The 25,489-nt window shown below is 43.3% G+C and carries 25 protein-coding genes and 1 pseudogene; 16 read left to right on the top strand and 10 right to left on the bottom strand.

The features are described 5' to 3' along the window. Positions 1 to 43: 43 nt before the first annotated feature. From H6G48_RS03230 to gpmI, 8 genes and pseudogenes are all read right to left on the bottom strand, one after another. Complete coding sequence (locus H6G48_RS03230) at positions 44 to 2,095, bottom strand: NAD(P)H-quinone oxidoreductase subunit 5 (protein WP_190380173.1); 2,052 nt, start codon at positions 2,093 to 2,095, stop codon at positions 44 to 46. A gap of 164 nt (positions 2,096 to 2,259) precedes the next feature. Further along, a pseudogene (locus H6G48_RS03225) lies at positions 2,260 to 2,484 on the bottom strand (hypothetical protein); the annotation flags it as partial. Further along, the gene (locus H6G48_RS03220) at positions 2,454 to 3,182 is read right to left on the bottom strand and encodes a hypothetical protein (protein ID WP_190719002.1); all 729 of its coding nucleotides are present in this window, start codon (positions 3,180 to 3,182) and stop codon (positions 2,454 to 2,456) included. The pseudogene H6G48_RS03225 and the gene H6G48_RS03220, both read right to left, overlap by 31 nt. Before the next feature lie 199 nt (positions 3,183 to 3,381). Continuing rightward, complete coding sequence (locus tag H6G48_RS03215) at positions 3,382 to 4,125, bottom strand: peptidase (RefSeq protein ID WP_190718999.1); 744 nt, start codon at positions 4,123 to 4,125, stop codon at positions 3,382 to 3,384. Continuing rightward, positions 4,126 to 4,359 carry a preprotein translocase subunit SecG gene (gene secG / locus H6G48_RS03210; protein ID WP_002736485.1) on the bottom strand — a complete coding sequence of 78 codons (234 nt, stop codon included), beginning with the start codon at positions 4,357 to 4,359 and terminating at the stop codon, positions 4,126 to 4,128. A 67-nt stretch (positions 4,360 to 4,426) separates the two neighbouring features. Next, positions 4,427 to 4,768: a type II toxin-antitoxin system RelE/ParE family toxin gene (locus H6G48_RS03205; RefSeq protein ID WP_002774217.1), complete on the bottom strand. Its 342-nt coding sequence runs from the start codon at positions 4,766 to 4,768 to the stop codon at positions 4,427 to 4,429. Continuing rightward, the gene (locus tag H6G48_RS03200; RefSeq protein ID WP_002736285.1) at positions 4,752 to 5,009 is read right to left on the bottom strand and encodes a hypothetical protein; all 258 of its coding nucleotides are present in this window, start codon (positions 5,007 to 5,009) and stop codon (positions 4,752 to 4,754) included. The genes H6G48_RS03205 and H6G48_RS03200 overlap by 17 nt, the downstream gene beginning before the upstream one ends. Before the next feature lie 29 nt (positions 5,010 to 5,038). Next, on the bottom strand, positions 5,039 to 6,637 hold the full coding sequence (gpmI, locus tag H6G48_RS03195) for a 2,3-bisphosphoglycerate-independent phosphoglycerate mutase (RefSeq protein ID WP_190718996.1): 1,599 nt from the start codon (positions 6,635 to 6,637) through the stop codon (positions 5,039 to 5,041). 106 nt (positions 6,638 to 6,743) lie between these two features. Here gpmI and H6G48_RS03190 point away from each other — a divergent pair, with 106 nt between their 5' ends. The 11 genes from H6G48_RS03190 to H6G48_RS03140 all read left to right on the top strand — a co-directional run bounded on the left by H6G48_RS03190 (position 6,744) and on the right by H6G48_RS03140 (position 16,601). Next, the gene (locus H6G48_RS03190; RefSeq protein ID WP_190718993.1) at positions 6,744 to 7,721 is read left to right on the top strand and encodes a phosphate ABC transporter substrate-binding protein; all 978 of its coding nucleotides are present in this window, start codon (positions 6,744 to 6,746) and stop codon (positions 7,719 to 7,721) included. Positions 7,722 to 8,113: 392 nt separating this feature from the next. After that, on the top strand, positions 8,114 to 8,593 hold the full coding sequence (locus H6G48_RS03185; protein ID WP_004161496.1) for a hypothetical protein: 480 nt from the start codon (positions 8,114 to 8,116) through the stop codon (positions 8,591 to 8,593). Continuing rightward, the gene (locus tag H6G48_RS03180; RefSeq protein WP_341275480.1) at positions 8,593 to 9,234 is read left to right on the top strand and encodes a GUN4 domain-containing protein; all 642 of its coding nucleotides are present in this window, start codon (positions 8,593 to 8,595) and stop codon (positions 9,232 to 9,234) included. Before H6G48_RS03185 ends, H6G48_RS03180 begins: the two co-directional genes overlap by 1 nt. Before the next feature lie 11 nt (positions 9,235 to 9,245). Continuing rightward, positions 9,246 to 10,769 (top strand): hypothetical protein, encoded by a 1,524-nt coding sequence (locus tag H6G48_RS03175; protein WP_002798048.1) that lies wholly within the window; start codon positions 9,246 to 9,248, stop codon positions 10,767 to 10,769. A gap of 60 nt (positions 10,770 to 10,829) precedes the next feature. Then, the gene (locus tag H6G48_RS03170; protein WP_190718990.1) at positions 10,830 to 13,379 is read left to right on the top strand and encodes an SPFH domain-containing protein; all 2,550 of its coding nucleotides are present in this window, start codon (positions 10,830 to 10,832) and stop codon (positions 13,377 to 13,379) included. 70 nt (positions 13,380 to 13,449) lie between these two features. Continuing rightward, a complete protein-coding gene (locus tag H6G48_RS03165) occupies positions 13,450 to 14,661 on the top strand; it encodes a DUF4407 domain-containing protein (protein ID WP_190718987.1) in 1,212 nt (403 codons plus the stop codon). Between the two features lie 230 nt (positions 14,662 to 14,891). Continuing rightward, the gene (locus H6G48_RS03160) at positions 14,892 to 15,110 is read left to right on the top strand and encodes a hypothetical protein (protein ID WP_012266176.1); all 219 of its coding nucleotides are present in this window, start codon (positions 14,892 to 14,894) and stop codon (positions 15,108 to 15,110) included. 73 nt (positions 15,111 to 15,183) lie between these two features. Continuing rightward, complete coding sequence (locus H6G48_RS03155; protein ID WP_242034512.1) at positions 15,184 to 15,594, top strand: GUN4 domain-containing protein; 411 nt, start codon at positions 15,184 to 15,186, stop codon at positions 15,592 to 15,594. A gap of 178 nt (positions 15,595 to 15,772) precedes the next feature. Then, the gene (locus H6G48_RS03150; protein WP_004161490.1) at positions 15,773 to 15,964 is read left to right on the top strand and encodes a hypothetical protein; all 192 of its coding nucleotides are present in this window, start codon (positions 15,773 to 15,775) and stop codon (positions 15,962 to 15,964) included. A gap of 3 nt (positions 15,965 to 15,967) precedes the next feature. Beyond that, a complete protein-coding gene (locus tag H6G48_RS03145) occupies positions 15,968 to 16,216 on the top strand; it encodes a hypothetical protein (RefSeq protein ID WP_190718983.1) in 249 nt (82 codons plus the stop codon). 172 nt (positions 16,217 to 16,388) lie between these two features. Beyond that, a complete protein-coding gene (locus tag H6G48_RS03140; RefSeq protein WP_002765615.1) occupies positions 16,389 to 16,601 on the top strand; it encodes a type II toxin-antitoxin system HicB family antitoxin in 213 nt (70 codons plus the stop codon). A gap of 169 nt (positions 16,602 to 16,770) precedes the next feature. Here the strand turns inward: H6G48_RS03140 and H6G48_RS03135 are convergent, their stop codons facing one another. Next, complete coding sequence (locus H6G48_RS03135; RefSeq protein ID WP_190718980.1) at positions 16,771 to 17,052, bottom strand: BrnA antitoxin family protein; 282 nt, start codon at positions 17,050 to 17,052, stop codon at positions 16,771 to 16,773. 688 nt (positions 17,053 to 17,740) lie between these two features. Next, positions 17,741 to 18,349, bottom strand: coding sequence for a 30S ribosomal protein S4 (gene rpsD / locus H6G48_RS03130; RefSeq protein WP_002798058.1), 609 nt, complete (start codon positions 18,347 to 18,349; stop codon positions 17,741 to 17,743). Positions 18,350 to 19,087: 738 nt separating this feature from the next. Between rpsD and H6G48_RS03125 the strand changes: the two genes are divergently transcribed. From H6G48_RS03125 to H6G48_RS03105, 5 genes are all read left to right on the top strand, one after another. Further along, positions 19,088 to 19,588, top strand: a complete 501-nt coding sequence (locus H6G48_RS03125) for a bifunctional nuclease family protein (protein WP_002758898.1) — start codon at positions 19,088 to 19,090, stop codon at positions 19,586 to 19,588. 205 nt (positions 19,589 to 19,793) lie between these two features. Continuing rightward, positions 19,794 to 20,921 carry an aldo/keto reductase gene (locus H6G48_RS03120; RefSeq protein ID WP_190718976.1) on the top strand — a complete coding sequence of 376 codons (1,128 nt, stop codon included), beginning with the start codon at positions 19,794 to 19,796 and terminating at the stop codon, positions 20,919 to 20,921. A 132-nt stretch (positions 20,922 to 21,053) separates the two neighbouring features. Further along, the gene (gene fba / locus H6G48_RS03115) at positions 21,054 to 22,133 is read left to right on the top strand and encodes a class II fructose-bisphosphate aldolase (RefSeq protein WP_002744497.1); all 1,080 of its coding nucleotides are present in this window, start codon (positions 21,054 to 21,056) and stop codon (positions 22,131 to 22,133) included. Positions 22,134 to 22,324: 191 nt separating this feature from the next. After that, positions 22,325 to 23,563, top strand: coding sequence for a carboxyl-terminal processing protease CtpA (ctpA, locus tag H6G48_RS03110; RefSeq protein ID WP_190718974.1), 1,239 nt, complete (start codon positions 22,325 to 22,327; stop codon positions 23,561 to 23,563). Between the two features lie 354 nt (positions 23,564 to 23,917). After that, entirely contained in the window at positions 23,918 to 25,222 is a 1,305-nt protein-coding gene (locus H6G48_RS03105; RefSeq protein WP_190718971.1) for an ABC transporter substrate-binding protein, read from the top strand. Positions 25,223 to 25,489 lie beyond the last annotated feature (267 nt).

Genomic DNA, 25,489 nt, shown 5'->3' with positions numbered 1-25,489 from the left:
GGGCTTTGCGCCCCTAAAAATCTTTAGTCAACCGATTAAAAATCTACACCAGACTATAGACAATTACTAAACCCAAAACTGCGGCAAAGACAATTAAAGCGTAGAATTGGGCGCGACCATTTTCGAGGTATTTGAGACCTTCACCACTGACAAGAGTAGCTAAACCGGTTAAATTCACCGCCCCATCGATAACGCGATAATCCACTTCCATAATTTGCCGTGCGAGACGACGACAACCCTGGACGAAAACTCGATCATAGAGATTGTCAATGTACCACTTGTTCAGGGAAAAACGATACAAAACGGGGAATTTTTGGGCAATAGTTGCGGGGTCAATTTTCTTCTGGAGATACATCAAAGAAGCGACAGTAATCCCGATTAAAGCAATCCCCACCGAATTACCCGCCATAATCAGAAACTCTGTCCAATCAAAAGCATGAACTTCTTCCACTACTTCGTTAGGAACATGAATAAAACCCTCGAAGAAATTCTGCCAAGGTTTACCCACCAAACCGATTAACAAAGAGGGAACCGCCAAAATCATTAGAGGTAAAGTCATCGTAATTGGCGATTCGTGGGGTTCATGGGCATGATGGCCGTGGTTGTCTTCTTCCTGTGCTTCCGAGTCCAATTGCTTAACATTCATTGCCCCCGGTCCAAAAGCCGGAATCGCGCCCGCATTGGCTAACAGTCGGCGTTTAATCTCCTTATTAGTGCCTCTAAACTCCCCTTCAAAGGTGTTAAAGTACATCCGGAACATATAAAAAGCTGTTAAACCCGCAGTGGCCCAACCGATTAACCATAAGGACGGGTTCGCCTCAAAAGCTAAACCGAGAATTTCATCCTTCGACCAGAAACCAGCGAAGGGAGGAATCCCACAGATGGCCAGAGTTCCCACCAGGAAAGTTAGGGCAGTAATGGGCATATACTTGCGTAAACCGCCCATCATCCGCATATCTTGCGCTAAAACCGGCTCATGACCGACCACATCCTCCATACCGTGGATGACCGAACCGGAACCGAGGAACAACATCGCCTTAAAATAAGCGTGGGTCATCAGGTGGAATAATCCAGCACTATAAGCGCCGATACCCATAGCCATAACCATGTAACCCAATTGGGAGATGGTGGAATAGGCTAAACCCTTTTTGATATCATTCTGGGTGAGGGCGATACTTGCCCCTAGAAAGGCAGTAAAGGCCCCCGTCCAAGCAATTACCGTCATCGCCGTGGGAATTGGCTCAAAAACGGGATACATCCGGGCAATCAGGAAAACTCCGGCGGCCACCATGGTGGCGGCGTGAATCAGGGCCGAAATCGGGGTCGGACCTTCCATGGCATCCGGTAGCCAGACATGAAGGGGAAATTGGGCTGATTTGGCCACGGGTCCCAGGAAGACTAAAACGGCGAATAATGCCGCTAAACTGCCGGCAATGGCTCCAGAAGAGACTAATTCCTCTAGACGTTCACCCATGATATCAAACTCGAAGCTGCCGGTAGCCCAGAAAAGACCCAGCATTCCTAGTAATAAGCCAAAATCGCCGACGCGGTTGGTAACAAAGGCTTTTTGACAGGCCTCGGCAGCCGCCGGACGAGTGAACCAGAAACCTACTAGCAGATAGGAACACATCCCCACCAATTCCCAGAAAACGTAGATCTGGACGAGGTTGGGACTAATGACCAAACCGAGCATAGAACTGCTAAAAATGCTCAGATAGGCGTAAAAACGCACATAACCGGGGTCGTGGGCCATGTAACCATCGGTATAAATCATCACCAAAAAGGCCACGGTGGTGACGATAACCGACATTAAAGCGCTGAGGTGATCGATCGTATAACCCATTTTCAGGTGAAAGTTACCCGCCGATGCCCAATCGATCATTTGGTTGTAGGGAGCGTGTCCATTGATTTGACTCCACAACAGCGCAAAAGACAGCACCATCGACGCGCCGAGGGTAGAAATGATCAATACAGCATTTACCTGTCGCAGACGATTGGTGACTTCATTAAAGGAAATTAAGCCCGCGCCGACTAGGGTAGCGCCTACCAAAGGCAGGACGGGAACTAGCCACGCGTACTGATAAAGCGGTTCCATTCAGTAATACCTAGTTTACAACTTCACACTATTTGGTTTATCTTCATCTATTGTGACATAGGTTAATTCTTAAGAAAGTGTTTATACCTAGTTTTGCTCAATAAGGCGGCGAAAGGTCAAAGGATCTTATCAATTTGGCAGTTTAGCGAGCGGGACGGTAATTTTTAGGGAGAAGCAGGAAAATTATCGAATAACCACGAAAGCAAGGAAACGATTAAACCAGCAGAAAAGGAAATTATCGCCACGATCGCCTCGCTACCAAGATAACGGGATAAAAAACTGCCTTGAATTTGGGCGATCGGTAGTCGCGGATTTAACCCCACTTGGATGCTGTTGGTATTGCCGGAAACGCTCACTTCTAAACCTTGTGATGCTTCGGTAAATTGAATTTTTGGGGAAAGAAAAAGAAAATAGATAAGCCTATTGCGATGACACCCATCAGACTATCAGGTTCGGGAATGGTTGCTGCTGTAGTAACAGAAACCGGAGCCTGATTAGGAGAAAAAAGCGCAAAGGTACGGGTTGCATCAATAGCGATTCCATATATATCGGGATCAATATTGTAACTTATCGTGCAAGCGCACATTCCTCCGTTTTGATATATCTGCTCCAAGAATTCTTGCCATTTACGACCTTGATAATACGATATATAATTTCCCAGGACAGCACCAAACAAATCAGAAGGATAAGTAAAATTGCCTTGGCTATCAATGACCCTCACATACAAGAAGGCAGATTGTTGGGGAATAACATAATTCCTCGTGTTTTGCGTCTCACCTAAAGCAATTAAAGCGGGATAAGTCGTTGTTAGGACATTATCAATGGCATTCCTTGCCGCTTCTGCACCCTGAGCATTTAGCCAAAAGGTGGGTTGCAGATTTAAATTAGAGGGATTGCCGAATAAATTGCTAAAAGTATCCTGAACAAAATTAACATTGTAGGAAGAATTATTGACGACTAGATCTTTAATGCCGGTGATATTTCCCTTGGCGTTAAACTGAACAGTAGCCGCTTTAGCTGAGGATAGCGTAAAGCTGAAAACTGAAGCTAAAATCGTTAAACCGAGGATTTTAGTCTGTTTAAACATGATTCTTTCTGTACTCAGGATAGTTAAAGTAACCCGTCTGTTATAGCACAAAATATTCCCAGAACATTTGGCTATTAGACTTCTGGCAAAAGTAAGCTCTTGAGCTGCTATCAGATCAGAATATCTAAAATACTAGATAAATTTGACATAATCAGAGGTTATACAGATATTTTAGTCGTCTGTTGTCTTTTTTCTCCTCCTAGTCTCCTGTCTCCCGAAAACGAAAACTTTGTACCTCACTATTGAGCAGTTGATCCATCTGCCAACCTAACTTAGTTGGCTGCTGATAAACCTTTTTTAAAGTGTTAATATCCCGGCTAGAAATCGGGGCAATATCTCTAGTTTGAGCGAAATACATCACATCCGTCTCTAGGGGACTATGACCCCAAATTCCCAAAGCGTGACCTAATTCGTGCCGCGCTGCCGCTAAGGCCGACCGATCGGCTAAATTAGGACTAATCTGGATACTCATCCGATGAGTTAAGCGATTTTCCTTGACAAAAATCTCGTATTGTGTTATGGCAGAACGCACCCGGGGCAGTTCTAACTTACCCGTTTCGGCATTAAAACGGACTCCCGACGGCGGTAACTCTCGTTTAATGAGGATATCGGCCAATTCTGCCCGATTTACCAACTCCATCGGCAAATACTGCCCCCATTCAGCGATCGCCTGTTGTACCAAACTCAGCCAAGAACTGCGATCGCTGTGAACATAAATCTTCACGGGAAATTGCGACCAAATCAACGCCCCCACGGGGCTGATTTCCACAGCATCAAAATAATCCCCGGACTGGTTTTGCTCTTGCCATTGGGCTAAATTAGCGGGTAAAGGATGGGTTTTTAACTCTGGTAGCGATCGACTGTCGGCAATCAAAGAATAGGAAAACAGCAAAAGACTCGCCAAGGCTGCGAGTCCTAGAAAAGAGAACCGACCTCTTAGCATTTAGCGATTTAACCAGCCGGCACTCAGTACAATAGTTAGGGTGATAAATACCGTCCCCAACGCCCAAGTCACCTGATTTAAGGTTTTTTCCGCCGTTTTTGCGCTGGTAAAAATCTGTGATTGGCCGCCAATACCGCCAATACCATCCCCTTTGGGACTGTGTAATAACACCAAAATCGCCAGAAAGGCCGCCGCCAGCGCCCAAATAATCTGTACTACCAGCACCACTGTCATGATTATTACTCTCTATTTTCCATTACAAAGTATAGCAGTTATCAAGCCGTCAGCTTTGAATTAGTTATCAACTGGAGTCCTCTTCATCCTCTATATCCTCAAGTGTTAGTGGTGCTTGGGCGCTATGGCGAACATATAACACATAAACCGTACTATCTCTAATTGTAAAAAGCACTCGATAGACATTTTTGCCTTTCCCATAAAAAAGTTGTCGGACTTCTTTGGGTAGAAAAATCGTCTGTTCGAGCGCTAAAGCACAACGAGTTGGTTTCTCTTGCAGAGTCGCAATAGCATTCATTAATCCTCGAAACCAACGGTCAGCAAACTCGGCATTATAACCTCGATACCAGCGATAGGCTTTTTCGATCTGTGCCGTGGCAGTTGGGGTAATTTCAACCTGAAATACCATATTTTTCGGCCATTTCTTGGGCAAAATCGGCAAGAGGACGGGTTTTACCGGAGTTTATCTCCTCAAAACCTTGCTGAATCCCCTCAATGCTCTCTAAATACTCCATCAGTTGTCTGAGCTTACTAGGATCGATTTGATCGAGAAAAGTCACCAGCACTTGTGAGCGATCGCTAATATCATTGGGTAACTCGGTTAGGTGTATTTGTCCATCTCGATAAACACCTTCGATGGTTTTCAGCATAAAATTCCCCTTTATTGACTTTTTACTCGTTAAAGCGAGATGCGGACGGGAGTGCGACTGGCTTTAATTTCCACCTCGGCTGGTTTAATCAGCGATCGCCCAGTCATTTCTATCGGGACGGGAATTTGGAGAATTTCCAGGATAGTGGGGGCAATATCGGCTAAACGACCATCATCCCGCAGCTGCACATCGCCACCGTGGCCGGGTATTTTTCTCCCTTCCCCTTCAATTAAAATTAAAGGAACGGGATTAGTCGTGTGGGCCGTCCAAGGATTACCCGACTCATCCACCATCGTTTCCGCGTTACCGTGGTCCGCAGTGATTAACACTGTTCCCCCCAATTTATTGACGCTACTTAACAACTTAGCCAAGCATAGATCCACCGTTTCCACTGCTTTCATGGCCGCGTCTAAAATGCCCGTATGACCCACCATATCGGGGTTAGCGTAATTGACTACCACCAGACTATAGATCCCCTGTTCGATCGCCGCAGAGACCGCTGCTGTCACCGCGGCTGCCGACATGGCCGGAGCTTGGTCATAGGTGGCGACTTTTGGACTAGGAATTAATTCGCGCACTTCTCCCTCAAAGGGTTTTTCTAATCCCCCATTAAAAAAGTAGGTGACGTGGGGATATTTTTCGGTTTCCGCACAACGAAACTGTTTTAATCCCTGTTGAGCGATCACCTGTCCTAAAATATTATTTAAATTCTGGGGAGCAAAGGCCACATCTACCGGTAATTTCGGATCGTATTGGGTGAAAGTAACAAAACTAAGCGGAGAAATTAAATCTCGATCGAAATCTTCAAAATCGGGCATAGTCAGGGCATAACATAACTGTCTAGCTCGATCGGGACGGAAATTATAGAATATCACCCCATCGCCCGCTTCGATCGCCCCCGGTGCAATTCTGGTGGGGGGAATAAATTCATCGGTAATATTTTGATCATAAAATGCCTGTAATACTTCAGTAATCGATCGCCCGTCGATACCTTGATCACTGGTCATCACGTTATAGGCTTTTTCCACCCGATCCCAACGGCGATCCCGATCCATGGCATAATAACGGCCACTGAGAGTCACCATGCGACCGAGTTTAATTTTATTAATATGTTCTTGAATCCGTTTAATAGCGAGCATTCCGTCGGTGACATTGGTATCGCGACCATCGGTGATGACATGAATGCAGACATCGCTAATCCCTTGCACTTTCGCTAAGTCTAATAATCCCAGTAAGTGATCGAGATGGGAATGGACTCCCCCCTCGGAACATAAACCAATCAGGTGTAATTTGCTTTTTTTGGGGCGAATCTCGGCGCAGAGTTTTAATAAAGCCTGATTTTGTTGAATCGAACCATCTTCGATCGCATCGGAAATTCGTACTAACTCCTGTGGTACAACTCGCCCCGCTCCGATATTCAGATGGCCAACTTCCGAGTTGCCCATCTGTCCTTCTGGTAGTCCCACATCCTTAGCGGAGGTGCGGATTAGGGTGTGGGGATAAACTTCCCAGAGACTATCCATAATCGGGGTTTTCGCCATTGCGATCGCATTATCCGACCTTTGCGGGCGATAACCCCAACCATCAAGGATAACCAGCACGACTGGGGATATAGGTGCGTGGGTCATGATATACAGTCCTAAATTAAGAGTGGATTTCCATGCACTAAGATAATATCATCGAAACTTCCATTGATCACCGGTCTCCTGGCGATCGACCCCCTAATGTCAGCAAATGATGGGTATGTCTCAAAAAAACGAAACAACTGCTTTAATAATCGCTCTTTTAGCCACTGCGGGCATTTTAGGTGGAGGTTACTTCTGGCTGCAAAGTCAATGTGCTGCGGGTCAAGAATTCTTTCTCTGTGGCAGCAGTAAAAGTCCGCAAAAATCCCCAACATCGGGAAGTGCCTCCTCTCCCCTACCCCCTCCCCCTTCCCCCCAGGAAGTGGTCAGTTTTGCCCCACCGACTTCTATCCCCAGTGGCACGACAATTCGCATTAACGGCTCTACCAGTATGGTACAGATTAATCAAGCCTTAAAAGCCGCTTTAACGGCCAAATTTCAGGGGGTAGAGGTCTTGACAAATGCTCAAGGATCTGATAAGGGATTAGAGGAAGTAGCCCGGGGGGCGATCGATATTGCGGCGGTGTCACGACCTTTAACCGAGTCGGAACGCTCTCAGGGATTGGCTTCTAGTCCGATCGTTCGAGATGCGATCGCTATTGTGGTGGGAGTAAAAAACCCCTTTGCAGGGGGGTTAACCACTACCCAAGTTAAAGATATTTTTACCGGAAAAATCACCTCTTGGTCGGAGGTGGGCGGTTCTGCTGCTACTATTCAAGTGATTAATCGTCCCCCTATTAGTGGCACTTATCAAAGTTTTCGTCAGGAAGTCCTGCAAGGGGGAGAATTTGGTACGGGAACTAATTTTAAAATGATGGATAGGGATGCCACCACCCCAATTTTGCGAGTTTTGGGACTGAATGGCATTAGTTACGCAACCTATAGCCAAATTGCCGACCAAAAAACCGTCAGGGCGCTCGCTGTGGACGGAATTTCAGCCAGTGAACCTAATTATCCCTGGCAGCGTACCCTTTACTACGTTTACAAAGAACCTGCTAGTGAAGCAGTCAAAGCTTTTATGGGTTTTGTGTCCTCTAGTGGTGGTCAAGAAGCGATTTTTCGGGCTAATGAAGACCTACAAAAGTAGTCAGCGAGAATATCTGAAAATCTGGGAAATTTTACCTAAAATGTCGGATGAATGCCCCCGCTACATTTTTCGACTGTATAAAGACTAGACACCTCCAATTCTAATTAGCTAGAATTGCCCCAAGGCCCGCTAATTGTTATTGTGAGATTATGACTGGGAGACAAAAAAACCCTACTTATACTCTTTGGGACACAGAGAGTCTGCCTCGGTGATAGGAAACTATTACGCCAGTTAGTGCCTTCTTTAGGGAAGAGCAAAACCTGCGGAGGCTGAGTAAGACCAAAGCTAAGGAACCACTTGGCGGAGGCATTGGCCGATGAAAGAGGAAGCCCTCGCTTTTAGCGACGAGTATGTCACTATTACCAGACTAATTGAAGGTGAAGAATTAAGCTATGAACAAAAATCGTCTGAATGAGATTGAGTCCCATCTTAAACTGCTTTATGAACAAAGAAGGGAGACGGAAGAGGCTATTATTACGGCTCCAGCAGGTGGTAAAACAATCCTGAAACAGCAACTTCGGTTACAAATTCTTAAACCCATTCGAGATTATGAACAGGAATATTGGCAAATTATCGCTGGTCAGTCTAATTTAGTTAAAATCTCAGAAGCAGACGCAGAAGTTGTTATCGCCGAATTTGTGGAAGGAGTCGGACAACTTCGGGGAGAAAATGCAGAAGTTATAGAATATTTGCAAAAAATCCTCGCTAAAGTCGAAGAACCCGGTCCAACAGCCGCCGCTAAACTTAAAGCGGTTGTTTCTTCGATTCCTCCTTTTGTGGGAATTTCCTACGAGGCTGAGTTGGACACGGAAAATTTCTTAAATCGCCATTTTCCTACTTTGATGAAGGCGGTGCAACGCCTAAAAAAGTAATAGGGCAGGATGTCTCATCAGCCCAACAAAAAGAAACTCCTCAAAATATTTCATCAAAAACAATTCTGGTATTAGCGTCTAGTCCAGCGGCTGAAGCAAGATTACGGCTAGATCAAGAGGACAGACCTGAACCACAAGAAGGTTACGAACAGCTTTCAATTTATTTAGATAAAGAAAACTGGAAAGAAGCGGACAAAGAAACAATGCAGATTCTGCTTCGTATTGCCGATACAACTGAAAGAAGAGGAAGGCTAAAACCAACTCAAAAAGGTTGGCTAACAGACGAAAACGTTAAAAAAATTCCAATTGAAAGCCTACAAAAAATAAATAATTTGTGGTTGGCGGCAAGTGATGGTAAATTCGGTTACAGTGTACAAAAGAAAATCTGGCTGGACGTTACTCAGGTTGAATCCATTGACCATTCACAAGTCAGCTATAATATATTATTTGGTGATTTTGCCGATAAAGTTGGTTGGCAGGTAGAGGGGCATTGGCTATTGAGTTATGATAGCTTTGATTTTTCCAGACGTGCGCCCGATGGACATTTACCGACTTTTTGGTTTCCTGGTAGTAACTATGATCTGGACATACAAAGAAGGATATTCAAGTTTTTTCTTTCTTATCAAAAATTTCCTGAATAGGCAGGTGAAAAATGTCTTTTGATATAATTGAAATTCCGTCGGGTAAAATTGGTCTAGTCGAAGCCAAAAAAGGTGGAAATCCAGCTTTTAGTGGAAGATTTGGAAGGGTTGTTGAGTGCCAAAATTTCCAAGATGAAATCGCATTTATCAATAATGGTGGACAAAAAGGAAAACAGCTATCTTTTTTGACTGCTGCCACTTATCATATTAATACAGAGTATTTTTCCGTTGAGATTGTGGACGAAATTTGCATCAATGAAGATCAAATAGGCATTGTTAAGGCTAAATATGGTCGTCACCTTCTCCTTGGCCAACACTTTGGCAATTTTGTAGAATGTAATAATTTTCAGGATGCTCAAGCTTTTATTGAAAATGGTGGTCAACAAGGTAAACAATTGGTAATTTTGACCAGTAATACTTATTCTATCAATACTTGGATTTTTGAGGTTGAAATTCGTCCTATCACTAAGATTCCTTTGGGGGAGATTGGTCTAGTTATTGCCAATGATGGTCAAGTTATGCCTAATCATAGAAAGTTAGGAAGGAGTGTTGAATGTAATAATTTTCAGGATGCTCAAGCTTTTATCAATAATGGGGGTGAAAGTGGGAAACAATTAGCAATTCTGCGTGACGGAAAAAAGTATCAGATCAATACCGAACTGTTTACTGTAATTACCTCTGCTAATGCTGAACAGTATGAGCTAAAGCCTGAGCAATTAAAATACCTTAAAGTGGAGAAAGAGTTAATCGGCATCGTTACAACAACAGAAGGAAGAACGGGTCTACCGTATGGACTAACAATTGAAGGTCATGACAATTTTCAAAGTCCACAAAAATTTATTGACGCGGGTGGATATAAAGGTTTACAAGAAGAAGTTTTACCCGAAGCGGAATACTCATTAAATCCTTGGTTTGTGAGAGTTGAACAAGTACCATTCGTTGAGATTCCTGTACATTGTATTGGAATATTATTAAATGTTTTCCCTGAAAGAATAGGTCATGAATTAGAAAATAATGCCATAACAATGAAACCGCCAGGAAAACATCAAATTAACACTGCTATTCAAAAAGTGTATATTGTTCCCACGAACACAATTCAAGTGAGGTGGTGGAACATATCGAGGAATACACATCTGGATTATCCACCTTTGATAATTAGAACAAATGAAGAATCGAAGGAGTATTTATTACATTTAATTCTGGAGTTTAGAATTCAAAAAGATTCTACTTATGATTCTACTTATGAATTTATTAAAGCCGTTGCTGGCAACCTTAATGAGTTAAGGGTAGTCTCACATGAATATCTAATTTCAACATTTGTTGAAGGAAACCTTGAAGATATAGTTATTGATATTTATCGATGTGAAATCTCACGACATAACCATGAGGAATTGAAAACTAATGAGATTCAAGACAGGATTAAACAACAAGCCAAATCTAAGATGATGGAGCGGTGTAAGCCTTATTACATTAGTATCGAAGAAAATAAAGAATCAATGAGCTTCTTTTTCTCTAGAGACACAGAGGAGATGTGATTTCTCTTAAAATCAAAAACCTTAGACTTTTAAAAAATACAACAAAAGGAGACAAAACCAATGGTTTTTATTAATATCAAAGAAGATGAAGTAGGCATTGTTTATAAACGATTTGGTCGTCCCTTGCCTGCGGGTCGTCGAGTTGCTCTCAATGGAGAAAGTGGTTTACAAGCGGAGGTGCTTACCCCTGGACGGCATTTGAGTTTGCCTAATGTGGAAATTCGCATTGCTAAGGCAATTGTGATTGCTTCTGATCAGGTGGGATTAGTGGATGCAAAAGACGGGGCAAGCTTACCTCCAGGAGAAAACTTTGGAAAAGTTGTCGAGTGTAACGATTTTCAAGATGCTAGGGCATTTATTCGCAATGGTGGACAAAAAGGAAAACAACGAGCTATTTTGACTAATGGTACTTATTATATTAATACTGAGCTATTCTCTGTTGAGATTGTTAATTTTATTCGTATCCGTGAAGACGAAGTAGGACTCGTGGAAGCTAGAGATGGTAAACCTCTACCGCCAGGTCAAGCCTTTGCCAAGTTTGTAGAATGCAATAATTTTCAAAATGCCCAAGCTTTTTGGGACAATGGTGGTCAAAGTGGTAAACAACTGACAATTTTAACCGCCAATACCTATCAGATTAATACCAATATCTTTAAAGTAAAAAGGGTAAAATGTATTCGCATTGCGGAGGATCAAGTGGGATTGGTTCGGGCTACCTTTGGCAAGCCGTTACCCACAACCCGAACCTTTGGTAAGGTTGTTGAATGCAATAATTTTCAAGATGCTCAAGCTTTTATCAGTGGTGGTGGTGAAAGTGGTAAACAATTAGCCTTTTTAACACCTGGAACCTATCAAATTAATACCGATTTGTTTGAAATTAAAATTGATTCAGTCACTAAAATTCCCCAAGGAGAAATTGGCTTAGTTGTGGCTACCGATGGGTCAACCCGTCCCGAAGATAGGAATTTAGGCAAAGTTGTTGAATGCCAAAATTTTGAAGATGCTGAAGCTTTTATTAAAAATGGTGGTGAAAGTGGCAAACAGTTGGCAGTTCTACCTGCGAGGACTTATCAGATCAACACTGACTTGTTTACTGTTATTACTTCTGCTAATGCCACTCAGTACAATGTAAACCCTGAAGAATTAAAGGTTTATACTGTGGGCAAAGACAAAATCGGTATTGTTACGACACTTGAAGGAAAAACCCTTCCTGAAGGGGAAATTGCTGGGAATACAATTAAAGGTCATGATAATTTTCAGAAACCCCAAAAGTTTATCGAAGCTGGGGGCTATAAAGGCTTACAGGAAGAATTTTTACAGGAAGGTTCCTGGACTCTCAATCCCTGGTTTGTTCGTGTTGAACAAGTACCATTAGTTGAAATTCTTGCCGAACAAGTCGGGGTGATTATTTCCTCTGTCGGCAAAGATAACGAGTCAAAAAATGATGATCGACTTTCAGAAGAAGGGGAAAAAGGCATACAGCGCAAACCTCTTCTGCCAGGCAAGTATGCGATGAACAGAAGAATTAAAAGTGTTCATGTTGTTCCGACCAACCAAATTATTTTAAATTGGTCTAACTCAGAAGAAAAACCAGAGATTAACTATGACAAAAATCTTAATCCGTTGAAACTTCGCTCAAGTGATGGCTTTGTTTTTTATTTACAAATGACTCAAACTATCCACATTGCGGCAGAAGATGCTCCGCAAATGATTCTTAAAGTTGGTGCTCAACCGATTGATGCTTTAAAGCCATTAAACTCTAACCCTATTGAGGAGAATGAGCAAAAAGTTTTTAAATCTTCTGCCATCAGAAATTTAGTGAGTAAAGTTCTAAGCCCTATGGTTGAATCTTATTTTCAGGTTTCGGCTCAAGGTAGTAAAGCACTTGATTTTTTACATGAAAGAGGTCAAATACAAGACAACGCAGCAGCCTATATTCAAGGGGTTCTCAAATCTTACGGTGTACAGTCAATCCAGACTTTAATTACAGACATTGATTTACCTCCTGAATTGGACGATTTATTAAAAGAGCGTGAAATACTGCAACAACAAGCTGAAAACTATAAACAACAACAGGCAACCGAACAAGTCCGTCAGTCTCTCATCAAACAGCAAGAGGAAAACAAAGCTCAAATCAAAATAGTTGAGGCTCAAAGTAATTTAGAGGTAACAACTCTTAATGCTAAAGCTAAACTTGAGGAATCAAAAGCAGATGCACAAATTCAACAAGAAAAAGATGAGCTTGAGTTAAAGCGGATGCGAGAAGAATCTGAGATCAAAACCAGTGAAGACGAGAAAATTGCTGGTATTCGTATAGAAGAGTTTCGTCAAAGAGTTCAGGTTCTTAGTCCTGCGATTTATGCTCAGTTAGAATCAGAAGGGAAATGGGCTGAGGCATACGCCAACACCCAAATTAAACTTCCAGAAGTGTTTATTGGTGCTAGTAGCGGTGGTGGTAATACTTCTGGTGGTGGAGGGATTGTTGAAGCCAGTGCTATGCAGATGGCGTTCCTAGAAATCTTAAGAGACTCCCTGAAATCAAAAAGACAAAATGAGCAAATTAATATGTCACGAGAATATGAGATTCTCCCCCCTTCTGAAAATGATTAAATTCAGAGAGCGTTAATTCCTTTATTTTTGCTCTGAATTAAGAAGTATAACCATTAACTAAGGTAATCAAGTGCCAACTAAAACACGACTCAATTCTGTACAAAAACTTTTAATCTGGTCTGCTGGTGCAGATCAAGAAATTTTGTCTCAAGAAAGCTGCCGCACAGAAAGGTATAAATATGAGTCTATCGGCACCACCGTTATTCTCACGGCAATAATGGCTTTTTGTTCAGGAGGCTATGCACTTTTTACGGTTTTTGGCTCTTTAACAATTTCAATTTCTTTGGGTTTTATTTGGGGTAGCATAATTTTTAACTTAGATCGCTTTTTTATCCTTACAGCTAGTCAAAATAAGTCTTCATCAAAACTACAATTTTGGGTAGGAGCCGCCACTCGCTTAAGCATAGCAATTCTTTTAGGTTTTATCGTTGCTAAACCTCTAGAGTTAAGATTGTTTGAGAGTGAAATAAATCAAAAAATTAGCCAACAAAGAAGAGAAAGAGAAAGAGAAGAAAGCAGAAAAGATCAAGATACTCCAGATGTCAAAAGGATCAATAAAATCAATGAAGAGATTGACAATCTCACAAGAGAAAAAAATCAAGCTTCAGACGCTTTACAAAAAGCTCGTATAGATGCGATAGAAGAAATAAAAGGTAAAGGTGTGACAGGTAAACCCGGTGTCGGTACTATTGCAAAAGAAAGACAAAAAAATGTAGAAACAATAGAAAAAAGTGTTACTTTTTTGGATAGTAGAATCCAAGATTTACTCAAGGAAAAAAATAGTTTAATCAAAAAACAACAATCAAGTTTGAGTATCAAGACACCGCAGAAAAAGGAATGGCAAGAAGGAAGTCTTTTAGATCGTATCTCAGCCCTAGAAGCATTATCGAAAGATGATCCTGCTATTGCTATTACAAATAAATTAATTACTCTGTTATTAATTATTATTGAAATTGCTCCAGTTTTGGTAAAAATCTTGTCGAAAGAAGGTCTTTATGAAAAACTGCTTGAGAAAGAAACTATCGATAGAATGAATCAAGAAAATCTTGGCAAAATGGCAGAAAAAGAACTCTCAAAAATGAAAGAACTAAAAAATTTTCAGCTAAATATTGAAGCTTTAATGATTGAATATATCCGACTTAGAGAAAGAAATAAAGAAAAAATCGAAGATATACAAATGAATAAAGCAAAAAATATTTATCAGCAACATGATGAAGAAACTGCTAACTTTATTAAGTTATGTAGAGAGCGAGTAAATAATTATGAAGATTTAGTAGATTAAACTTTATCTTAAGATAAAGATAATGAGATTTTTAAAGATCAATAATAATCTCTAGAATTGCTATATCCTATGATTTTGAAATAGTGATTGCATTTTTTTAATAACTACCAATTAATCAGCAATCGCAGTTTTAGCTCCTGCGATTGATTTTAACACTCGTACTATCAAGGTAGTGGGTTAGCAGTCAAGCTATAGTTAGCCAACGAACACAAAACAGCCAAAAAACGATGATGCAATACAAAGGCTATGAAGCTGTGATTGAATACGACGAGAGCGATCGCTTATTTTTTGGTCGTGTCATCAACATAGAAGATATTATCGTTTTTGATGGTCTTTCCGTTGATGAACTAGAACAGGCTTTTAAAACTGTTATTGAACAATACTTAGCGGATTGTCAAACCCTTAATAAAAACCCTAATCAACCGACTTATCCCTTATCTTCTCATTAGTTAAAGTGCGATCGCTGTCTGACAGGAGGTTCTAAGAAGATGATCGCTGTTCGATCGCAAAACAGGTGAGCTAATGCTGGCGGCCGCTAAACGAGAAAAAGAAGGCTGGATAGACGGCGAATCCGCCGAGAAATTTTCCTGTGAGGATTTGCGGATGATTGATCGAGAGTGGTTAGCGGCTTCCGGTGGCCAGTTTGGCTTTTCCGTACAATTGGCTATCTACAAGCAGACAGGCAACCAGATCGGCGACTATAATATTCAAGCGTGGCAACGTTTTGGGGACGCAGTAGGCTGGCGAGTCAACGGAAACTGGAAAACTTATTCCGATTTAACATGGAGTACAAACGCACCATCATCAGCACCCAAAGGACACCTGCCGGGTGAGACAGGGATTTCCCACGTAGCAACTAGGTTTGGGTTGGGTGGGGGTGGGGGTCTGTCTGGGCAATCTCTCGCGCTGTGGTTTGTGAATTGTAGCATATAAAGGGTTTCGCAGTTTTTTCAAACTCCGATCCTACATCGTTTCCACACGAGGTTATCAGGGGTTCCGCGATTCGATACCTGTCACCGTCACCCCAGGAGGGTAAATGCCATTTTCCCCTACATAATCTATGGTTTATAATTACGATAGATATTAACCACCGCAAGTTAGGAGTAAATACTTGTCAAAAAAGAAATTTCGTAAATCTGTTGAAAGCATTCGTTATCAAATTCTGATCCATCATCAAAAAATTGCCAATGAGGAACAAAAAGAATCCCCCGATGAAAACTTAATTAATTACTGGAAAAGAGAAATTAAAGGTTTAGAAAAAAGTTTATCTAGAGCAGAAAAGCGATTAAACAGAGGAAAATAAGCAATGATTTCAAACACTGAAAAACCCTTGAAAGTCAACTCTACCTTGGCCACTCTATTATCTGAATTAGGTGAAGAATGCGAGGCGGTTATATTCTTACTAAGTCAGCTTAAATTACCAAGCCTAACTGATGACCAAAAAGGGGATATTTTGGCAGAATTAATAGGCTCAATTACTCACTTGCACGTTCATACCGAAAATTTACCTGATTTAATTGGGGATGAAATTTTAGCTTTGCCAGATGATCAATAATGTTATGATGATTCTTTGTTCTCTGGTTCAGTAGTAGTAGGTTGGGTTGAGGCACGAAACCCAACACAAAGCCTATAATTGTTGGGTTTCACTCTGTTCAACCCAACCTACATAACTTATCAAATCAAACAAATTCGTAATCTAATTTTAAAATATAAATTAGGAGGGAAAGATGAAAATTCGCTATGAATTAATTATTTATTGGAGTGAGGAAGATCAAGCTTTTATTGTTGAAGTTCCAGAATTAGCAGGATGTATGGCAGATGGAGAAACCTATCAAGAAGCTGTACAAAATGCTGAACTTGTTATTCAAGAATGGATTGAAACTGCCAAACAACTAGAACGAATCATTCCTGAACCAAAAGGACGACTATTATTTACCTAATAATGAAGTTTCTCTCGCTGCGACTTGTGAATTGTAGCATATAAGGTGTTTCGGAGTTTGAAAAAACTCCGACATTTGAGGTTTAATTTAGGCAAACGCTGCAATTGAGCTTGTAATCATTGCCATTTATAACCGCTTCTTCGAGGTTCTTTACTCGGTAGATAATCGGCTATTGCGATTGATGTTTGACGTAGATTAGTAATACATCATTAATTAGGTCGTGATAGCTCTTTTCTTGAGCATGATTCCTAAACCACCCAAGGATTTCTGAATCCAACCTGATACTAATTTGCTCTGTTTGTGGATTTGGTTTGACCAGTTTAGCATTCTTGAAAAATTCATCATCTAGGGGAGGAATATCTGAATAATCAATATTCTCATCGGACATTTGCATAAATTTCTCTTGTCGCTCTTTAAGAGGCATATCAAGGGAAAATTCAGGGTTGCTCATAGCGTTTTCTCATGTAAACGGGAGCATCTCATTTATGCAAGTGAGTAATTATACTTATCCATAAAACTGGTTTCTAGCAAGGCTTTCAAAATAGCTTGACATAAAAACCTGATTTAGGGGTTACAAAGGTGAGATGCTCCCTTAGAGCATCGGTTTTTGAGAATTGTCTATATACAAAGTCAGCATTCTTGACATCCTCGCCGCCCTAAAAGTGCGGCGATTCCTAAACCTCACGATTTAAGTTTCTGCTTCCACCACCGTCGCATACCACAGTTAAAAAACCATGTACTGTCTTACACAGAGTCCACAGACTTTCGCCCCATTTCAGAAGCCCGATTCCGTGTGTCCCACGGTACGTTGACCGCCTATAGCTTCTTGTACTTGTTGCGCGCGACTTTTTACCCGGCCAAGCTTTTCTGGTCGGAACCCCCTAAGCCGAGTTTTCAAGGTGCTGCGCCGTCCACTTGGTTTTCGAGACTGGCCTTTTAATTCTAACGTAAAGCCAACCTAGAACGGCGGGGTTTCAGACCCAAAATTTCCGATGAGGGGAACCCTGGGGCGAAGTAATTCGCCCCTTTAAAAGCCCCGTCCCATCGCACTAAACGCTTCGGGTCTTCACCCCGACATTTGAGATAAAATAAGGACGCTGCCACTTGCGTCCTCAAGGTATCTGGAAAAGGCTTTTTTCCTAGACTTTCCGAGAGTAGTATTCCACTACTAACAGTTCATTAATCGAGAGGGCAATCCATTCTCTTTCCACAACGCCATTCACTTTGCCCACAAGGGTATTTTTGTCAAATTCCAAATGACTCGGCAGGTTGGCTAAACCGGGGTATTCCATATTTCTTTTGACTAGATCCTGGGAACGCTCTTGATTTCTGACTCCAATCACATCACCCGGACGGCACTGATAACTGGCAATATCCACAACTCTACCGTTAACGGTGACGTGACCGTGATTGACTAATTGTCGCGCCCCCGGAATTGTCCCAGCCATACCGAGACGGAAAACGGTATTATCCAGACGCATTTCTAAGAGTTGCAGCAGCACTTGACCAGTGGAACCGGTAGCCCGGCGAGCTTTGCGGACATAGCGAATTAATTGTTTCTCGCTGACACCGTAGTTAAAACGCAGTTTTTGTTTTTCTTCTAGACGAATAGCATATTCTGAACGTTTTTTGCGGGCCTGGCCATGTTGCCCAGGTGCATAGGCACGACGGGCATTTTTACGGGTTAAGCCTGGTAATTCCCCTAAACGACGCACAACGCGCAAGCGCGGTCCTCTATAACGAGACATACAGACAGTCTGCTCCTATTTAAATTTATCCCAAAACTATTATCATAGCACAAATTAAGTAATTTATTTGGGGTGTGGGAAGTGGGGTAGTGGGAAAGTGGGGAGGTGGGGTGTAGGGTGTAGGGTGTGGGGTGTGGGGAGAATAAATAAAAGCAATCTCCTGAATACTGACTCCCGACTCGGAGAATACTGATCACTGATTACTGATTACTGATTACTGATCACTGATTCAAGCCTGACGGCAGCTGATGTATTTTTTTCATCGGAAATTTTGGGTCTGAAACCCCGCCGTTCTAGGTTGGCTTTACGTTAGAATTAAAAAGCCAGTCTCGAAAACCAAGTGGACGGCGCAGCACCTTGAAAACTCGGCTTAGGGGGTTCCGACCAGAAAAGCTTGGCCAGGTAAAAAGTCGCGCGCAACAAGTACAAGAAGCTATAGGCGGTCAACGTACCGTGGGACACACGGAATCGGGCTTCTGAAATGGGGCGAAAGTCTGTGGACTCTGTGTAAGACAGTACATGGTTTTTTAACTGTGGTATGCGACGGTGGTGGAAGCAGAAACTTAAATCGTGAGGTTTAGGAATCGCCGCACTTTTAGGGCGGCGAGGATGTCAATAAAGATGAGGCTAATCTCTGCCATCTTAGGGCATACTGTGAGTGTAACGAAGCACTATATTACTCAGTTTGCTTTCCCACTCCTTCCCTAGCTGAATCTCTATCTTGGAGAAGCCATAGTCATGATCGAAATGAAAGTCGCTGGAATTGCCCTAGACGCTATCACTCGCAGTCCCATTGTACTGCTGAAGGATGGTTCCGAGCGTCGCGCCCTACCTATCTACATCGGACAAGATCAGGCTAAGGCCATTATCACCGTCCTCGAACAACAAAGACCCCCTCGTCCCCTCACCCACGATTTGATCGCTAATATTTTTAAAGTTTGGGACATGGATTTAGAAAAGATTATCATCCATTCTCTCCAAGATAATACCTTTTATGCTGTTCTCTGTCTCCAGCGCGGCGAAGTCAAAAAAGAAATCGATTGTCGTCCCAGTGATGCGATCGCCATTGCCCTGCGTACCAACAGTCCTGTCTGGGTAATGGAAGAAGTGATCGCTTCCGCTTCTATCCCTGTCGATCGTGACGCGGATGAGCAGGAACGTCAAGCTTTTCGCAATTTCGTCTCCAATCTTAGCCCCTCAGACCTGATCCAACGTCACGGTGATTTTAGTGATCAGTGAACATTCAGGAGACAGGATTCAGGAGACGGTCGACGGTCGACGGTCGACAGGAGATTATTTTTATTTATTCTCCCCATTTCCCCATCACCCCATCACCCCATCACCCCCACACCCCATCCCCCAATACCTTCTAACTAACAACTGATAACTGGTAACTGATAACTGATAACTGGTAACTGATAACTGATAACTGATAACTGAATCAATGCGTTATCGACGATTTGGCCGTACTAATTGGCAATTTTCGCTGTTTTCCCTGGGGACAATGCGCTGTTTGTCCTCAGAGTCGGTGTTTACCGCAACAGTTGATCGCGCCCTAGAATTGGGGATTAATCACCTAGAAACGGCCAGAGGTTACGGTAATAGCGAAGTTTTTCTCGGTCGCTACCTGCAGCGTCAAGGGGTGCGGGAGCGGGTTTATCTGACTACGAAATTGGTCCCCACTCCCGATCGCCAAACTATGGAAAAAGCGATCGCCGAATCCCTAGAACGATTACAATTAAATTACCTCGATTGTCTAGCAATTCACGGTATTAACACCCGCGAGCATTTAAACTGGATTAAAGACCCGCAAGGCTGCATGAAAGCCGTTTTTCTGGCCCAAGAAGCTGGAAAAATCGGTCATATTGGCTTTTCTACCCATGCACCCCTAGAAATTATTCTGGAGACGATCAATACAGATTTCTTCGCTTTTGTCAATATCCATTACTATTTTTTTTGGCAAAGACAGCAACCGGCGATCGCTTTGGCCCAAGCAAAGGACATGGGTGTGTTTATTATCTCCCCTGCTGATAAGGGAGGTGGTCTCCACAGACCTCCCAAGAAGCTAGAGGAATTATGCGCTCCTTTTTCACCCTTAGAGCTAAATTATCGCTTTTTATTGAGCGATACGCGCATTACTACCCTCAGCGTCGGGGCAGCGATACCAGAGGAATTAGAGACAATTATTAACGTATGCGAAGGAGATCAGCCCCTAGATGCGGCAGAACTTGCCGTTTTTAAGCGTTTAGAGGCACATTTAACCGATAAATTGGCTACAGATTTATGTAGCCAATGTTATCAATGTTTACCCTGTCCCGAAAATATTAATATCCCTGAAGTGTTGAGACTGCGGAATCTGGCAGTAGCTTACGAAATGACTGATTTTGGCCAGTATCGCTATCGAATGCTGGAAAATGCCGGTCATTGGTTCCCCGGACGCAAGGCCAATAATTGTACTGAATGTGGTGATTGTTTACCTCGCTGCCCGGAAAAATTACCGATTCCCCAGCTGTTATTTGATACACACGAACTACTTAACGGACCAGCGCAACGGAGATTGTGGTCATCTTAGGACGAAACCCGAAAAAATTTTTTTGGGGGATCGTCAAAGTGTAAAAACTATCTTAAGATTAACAGGTAAGAGAATTAACTTTCTTGAATTTAAAGAGACAGAAAACAAGAAATAGATTAAGGAGTAAAGGATATGGCACTCGTCCCCATGCGGTTATTGTTGGATCACGCGGCTGAGAACGGATATGGCATCCCCGCTTTTAACGTAAATAATATGGAGCAGATCCAAGCGATCATGCAAGCGGCGGCAGCCACCGATAGCCCCGTTATCCTGCAAGCTTCTCGCGGTGCGCGCAAATATGCAGGGGAAAACTTCCTGCGTCACTTGATCACCGCCGCGGTGGAAACCTATCCTCATATCCCCATTGTGATGCACCAAGATCACGGTAATGAACCCGCCACCTGCTACTCGGCGATCCGTAACGGTTTCACCAGTGTCATGATGGATGGTTCCTTAGAAGCGGATGCTAAAACTCCCGCCACCTACGAGTACAACGTTAACGTTACTGCTGAAGTAGTAAAAGTTGCTCACTCGATCGGTGCTAGTGTGGAAGGGGAACTCGGTTGTTTAGGTTCCTTAGAAACCGGTAAAGGAGAAGCGGAAGATGGCCACGGTTTTGAAGGGGAATTAGATCACTCGATGCTGTTAACCGATCCCGATGAAGCGGTAGATTTCGTCGAAAGAACCCAAGTAGATGCTTTAGCAGTAGCCATTGGTACTAGCCACGGCGCTTACAAATTTACCCGCAAACCCACCGGCGAAATTCTCGCTATTAGCCGCATTGAAGAAATTCATAACCGCTTACCCAATACTCACTTGGTCATGCACGGTTCTTCCTCGGTCCCCGAAGATCTCCTCGAATTAATCAACCAATTCGGTGGCGCTATCCCTGAAACCTACGGTGTTCCCGTGGAAGAAATCCAAAAAGGCATCAAGAGTGGTGTGCGTAAAATCAATATCGACACCGATTGCCGTTTAGCAATTACCGCCGCAGTTCGTGAAGCACTATTCAGCAACCCGAAAGAGTTTGATCCCCGTTTCTTCCTGAAACCCTCGATCACCTATATGCAGAAAGTTTGTGCCGATCGCTATCAACAATTTGGTACCGCCGGTAACGCCAGCAAAATCAAACAAATGTCCCTCGATGACTACGCAGCCAAATATGCTAAAGGGCAATTAACCCAAGTCAGCAAAAAAGTTGTGGCTGTCTAGTAGCTGAACAATTAAGCGATCGCTTAATGGCACCGATCTAGTAGAATTTTTTGGGGTAGTTAACCATAACTACCCTCTTTTTTATGGGAATCCCTTGAAGGGAAAGAGTTACCAGATAAGAATCGATTTCAGAGAAAAGACTATACTGAAAATAATCAGCAGATCAGCACTTGATTTATAAGAGAAGCAAGATGAGAAAAAAATCGTTGTGGGTGGGATTATTAGTGGGATTTTGGTTTTGTCTGACTTGGATGGCATGGACACCCACAGCAGCCGCCTTTAGCGAAGAACAAAAATTGCTACTACAATCTTGGCGATTAGTCAACCAATCTTATTATGATGACACATTTAATCATCAAAACTGGTGGCAGGTGCGGGAACAATTCATCAAAAAACCCCTCAACGATCGGACGGCGGCCTACAATGCGATCGAACAGATGTTAGCTACTCTCGATGAACCTTTTACCCGTCTCCTGCGACCGGATCAATACCATAACCTACAAATTAGCACCACGGGGGAATTATCGGGGGTAGGACTGCAAATTAATATCAATCCTGACAATGGTTACTTAGAAGTAGTTGCCCCCCTTGCCGGTTCTCCTGCTGAGGCCGCTGGTTTGACTAGCCACGATCGCATTTTGTTTATTGATGGCATCGATACCACTACTTTAACCCTCGACGCGGCGGCGGCCAAAATGCGCGGCACCCCCGGAACAGAAGTTTCCTTAGTCATTCTTCCCGATCAAAAAAGTCAACCAAAAACCCTATCTTTAACCCGTCAACGCATTTCTTTAAGTCCAGTAGTAGCGGTTTTGGATAAAAATTCTAGTTCCTTGCCCATCGGTTATGTGCGCTTAAATCAATTTAGTGCTAACGCTGCCAAAGAAGTCTCGGAAGCGGTGACGAACTTACAAAAACAAGGGGCAAAGGGTTATATTTTGGATCTAAGAAATAACCCCGGTGGTTTACTGCAAGCGGGTATAGAAATCGCTCGGATGTGGATTAATCAGGGAACGATCGTTTATACGGTTAATCGCGAGGGAATTGCCGATAGTTTTGCCGCTGCTGGCAATGCTTTAACCGATGCGCCTCTAGTGGTTTTAGTCAATCAGGGAACCGCCAGCGCCAGCGAGATTTTAGCTGGAGCATTACAGGACAATCAGCGAGGGGTTTTAGTGGGAGAAAAGACTTTCGGTAAGGGATTAATTCAGTCCTTATTCGAGTTACCCGATGGGGCAGGATTAGCGATTACCGTCGCCAAATATGAAACTCCCGCCCACCATGATATTCATAAGTTAGGAATTATCCCCGATCAAGTGGTGGCACAGGAACCGATCACCTATGAGGAAATCGGCACCGAAAAAGATAGTCAATACCAAACGGCGATTCAGTTTTTAAACCAGAAGACCGTTTTAGCCAAAGCTTCCTAAGTGGGGTTTACTGAAAAAGTTTGTTGGTGGGGTGAGGCAGGAGATAGGGATTTAGAGATTGAGGGGTTTAGGGGTTTAGGGGTTTAGGGGTTTAGGGAAATTTCAGCCAAATGCTCTACTTCCCCACTTCCCCACTTCCCCACCCCACTTCCCCATTTCCCCACTACCCACTACCCCACTACCCCACTACCCCACACCCGACGGCATAGGTCGAACAAATTAGCCATTTTTTCCATCAATATCTGATTAAGATGGAAACCTGTTTGATTTGAAGAGAATGCTAACATCGATTAGAATTTTCCCAGTCCGGGCCTTTCAGTCTTGCAACCTTGACTCATCCTTGATTTTACTGCCATGCAGAGATATATTCGATCGCCCCTAGCCCTAACCCTGAGCATCACCCTGTTAGCTAATTTTTTAACCGCTTGTAATAATGCCCAAACCCCCGATAACACTGCCTCTAGTCCCACCACCACTGGCCCCGGTGATCAAGGCTTAAAATTAGGGGCTTTACTGCCCATTACCGGAGATTTAGCCGCCATTGGTCAAAATATGCCCGAAGCAGCCGCCCTAGCGGTAGAGACTATCAATGCCTGTGGTGGAGTCAATGGCAAACCCGTCACCCTCGTGAAAGAAGATGACCAAACCGATCCCGCCGCCGGTGCTTCAGCGATGACGAAACTAGCGGAGGTGGATAAAGTAGCCGGTGTGATCGGTTCCTTTGCCAGTAGCGTCTCAGGAGCAGCCGTCGATGTGGCGGTGAGAAAGAAAGTTATGTTAGTCTCTCCGGGTAGCACCAGTCCTGTATTTACTGACAGGGCGAAAAAAGGCGATTTTAAAGGTTTTTGGGCGCGGACGGCTCCCCCGGACACCTACCAAGCTCAAGCTTTAGCGGTCCTAGCTAAGAAAAAGGGTTTTCAAAATGTGGCCACCGTCGTGATCAATAACGATTATGGAGTCGGATTTGAACGGGAATTCGTGAGCGCTTTCGATAAATTAGGCGGCACTATCACTAATAAGCAAAATCCTGTCCGTTATGACCCGAAAGCTGCCACTCTCGATAGTGAAGCGGCGGCTGCCTTCGCTAACCAACCGGATGCTGTAGCGGCAGTCCTTTACGCTGAAACGGGCAGTTTATTACTGCAAGCGGCCTATAAACAGGGATTGACCAAAGGAGTTACCGTCCTCCTCACCGATGGGGTTTATTCGGAAGATTTCACCAAACAGGTGGGGAAAGGAACCGATGGTAAGTCAATTATTGCTGGGGCCCTAGGCACGGTCCCCGGGGCCGACGGTCAAGCTTTAAGTGCTTTTACTACTCTCTGGAAAGAAAAGACCGGCAAGGATGTCACCGCTTTTGTTCCCCATACTTGGGACGCGGGGATTTTATTGATGTTAGCGGCCGAGGCGGCTAAATCTAACACTGGTGAAGGGATTCAAAGCAAGATTCGTGAGGTGGCTAACGGTCCGGGGACGGAAGTAACCGATGCTTGTCAAGCCATGGAAATGATTCGCAAAGGCGAGGATATTAACTATCAAGGGGCCAGTGGCAATGTGGATATCGATGAAAATGGCGATGTGGTCGGTAGTTACGATGTCTGGACTGTTAAGGATGACGGGACTCTCAAGGTTATCGATCAGGTGACACCTAATCAGTAATCAGTAATCAGTAATCAGTGATCAGGAGTCAGGAGGCGGTCGGCGGTCGGCGGTCGGCGGTCGGCAGGAGGTAGGGGATAGGGATTTAGGGGTTTAGGGAAATTTCAGCCAAATGCTCCACTTCCCCACTACTTCACTACCCCACTTCATAATTCATCATTCATACTTTGTGCTTTTTGTCAAAAAAACTTTTTTTTTGCAACAAAACTACACAAAAAAAAGATCATCGTTGTGGGTGAAATTGACTCATTTACCTGTCTTAATTAG

Source organism: Microcystis flos-aquae FACHB-1344 (genome assembly GCF_014698375.1).
Taxonomy (GTDB): Bacteria; Cyanobacteriota; Cyanobacteriia; order Cyanobacteriales; family Microcystaceae; genus Microcystis; species Microcystis aeruginosa.
Note: the sequence above shows the minus strand (reverse complement) of the source record. Positions and strands in the feature narration are given on the sequence as shown.

Coding starts and splice junctions, on each gene's coding strand:
- H6G48_RS03230 (WP_190380173.1), bottom strand. CDS start 2,095: ATGGAACCGCTTTATCAGTACGCGTGGCTAGTTCCCGTCCTGCCTTTG.
- H6G48_RS03175 (WP_002798048.1), top strand. CDS start 9,246: ATGTCTTTTGATATAATTGAAATTCCGTCGGGTAAAATTGGTCTAGTC.
- H6G48_RS03190 (WP_190718993.1), top strand. CDS start 6,744: ATGATGGGTATGTCTCAAAAAAACGAAACAACTGCTTTAATAATCGCT.
- H6G48_RS03170 (WP_190718990.1), top strand. CDS start 10,830: ATGGTTTTTATTAATATCAAAGAAGATGAAGTAGGCATTGTTTATAAA.
- secG (WP_002736485.1), bottom strand. CDS start 4,359: ATGACAGTGGTGCTGGTAGTACAGATTATTTGGGCGCTGGCGGCGGCC.
- H6G48_RS03160 (WP_012266176.1), top strand. CDS start 14,892: ATGCAATACAAAGGCTATGAAGCTGTGATTGAATACGACGAGAGCGAT.
- H6G48_RS03200 (WP_002736285.1), bottom strand. CDS start 5,009: ATGCTGAAAACCATCGAAGGTGTTTATCGAGATGGACAAATACACCTA.
- H6G48_RS03145 (WP_190718983.1), top strand. CDS start 15,968: ATGATTTCAAACACTGAAAAACCCTTGAAAGTCAACTCTACCTTGGCC.
- rpsD (WP_002798058.1), bottom strand. CDS start 18,349: ATGTCTCGTTATAGAGGACCGCGCTTGCGCGTTGTGCGTCGTTTAGGG.
- H6G48_RS03215 (WP_190718999.1), bottom strand. CDS start 4,125: ATGCTAAGAGGTCGGTTCTCTTTTCTAGGACTCGCAGCCTTGGCGAGT.
- H6G48_RS03205 (WP_002774217.1), bottom strand. CDS start 4,768: ATGGTATTTCAGGTTGAAATTACCCCAACTGCCACGGCACAGATCGAA.
- H6G48_RS03105 (WP_190718971.1), top strand. CDS start 23,918: ATGCAGAGATATATTCGATCGCCCCTAGCCCTAACCCTGAGCATCACC.
- H6G48_RS03140 (WP_002765615.1), top strand. CDS start 16,389: ATGAAAATTCGCTATGAATTAATTATTTATTGGAGTGAGGAAGATCAA.
- H6G48_RS03120 (WP_190718976.1), top strand. CDS start 19,794: ATGCGTTATCGACGATTTGGCCGTACTAATTGGCAATTTTCGCTGTTT.
- ctpA (WP_190718974.1), top strand. CDS start 22,325: ATGAGAAAAAAATCGTTGTGGGTGGGATTATTAGTGGGATTTTGGTTT.
- fba (WP_002744497.1), top strand. CDS start 21,054: ATGGCACTCGTCCCCATGCGGTTATTGTTGGATCACGCGGCTGAGAAC.
- H6G48_RS03185 (WP_004161496.1), top strand. CDS start 8,114: ATGAACAAAAATCGTCTGAATGAGATTGAGTCCCATCTTAAACTGCTT.
- H6G48_RS03135 (WP_190718980.1), bottom strand. CDS start 17,052: ATGAGCAACCCTGAATTTTCCCTTGATATGCCTCTTAAAGAGCGACAA.
- gpmI (WP_190718996.1), bottom strand. CDS start 6,637: ATGACCCACGCACCTATATCCCCAGTCGTGCTGGTTATCCTTGATGGT.
- H6G48_RS03125 (WP_002758898.1), top strand. CDS start 19,088: ATGATCGAAATGAAAGTCGCTGGAATTGCCCTAGACGCTATCACTCGC.
- H6G48_RS03155 (WP_242034512.1), top strand. CDS start 15,184: ATGCTGGCGGCCGCTAAACGAGAAAAAGAAGGCTGGATAGACGGCGAA.
- H6G48_RS03220 (WP_190719002.1), bottom strand. CDS start 3,182: ATGTTTAAACAGACTAAAATCCTCGGTTTAACGATTTTAGCTTCAGTT.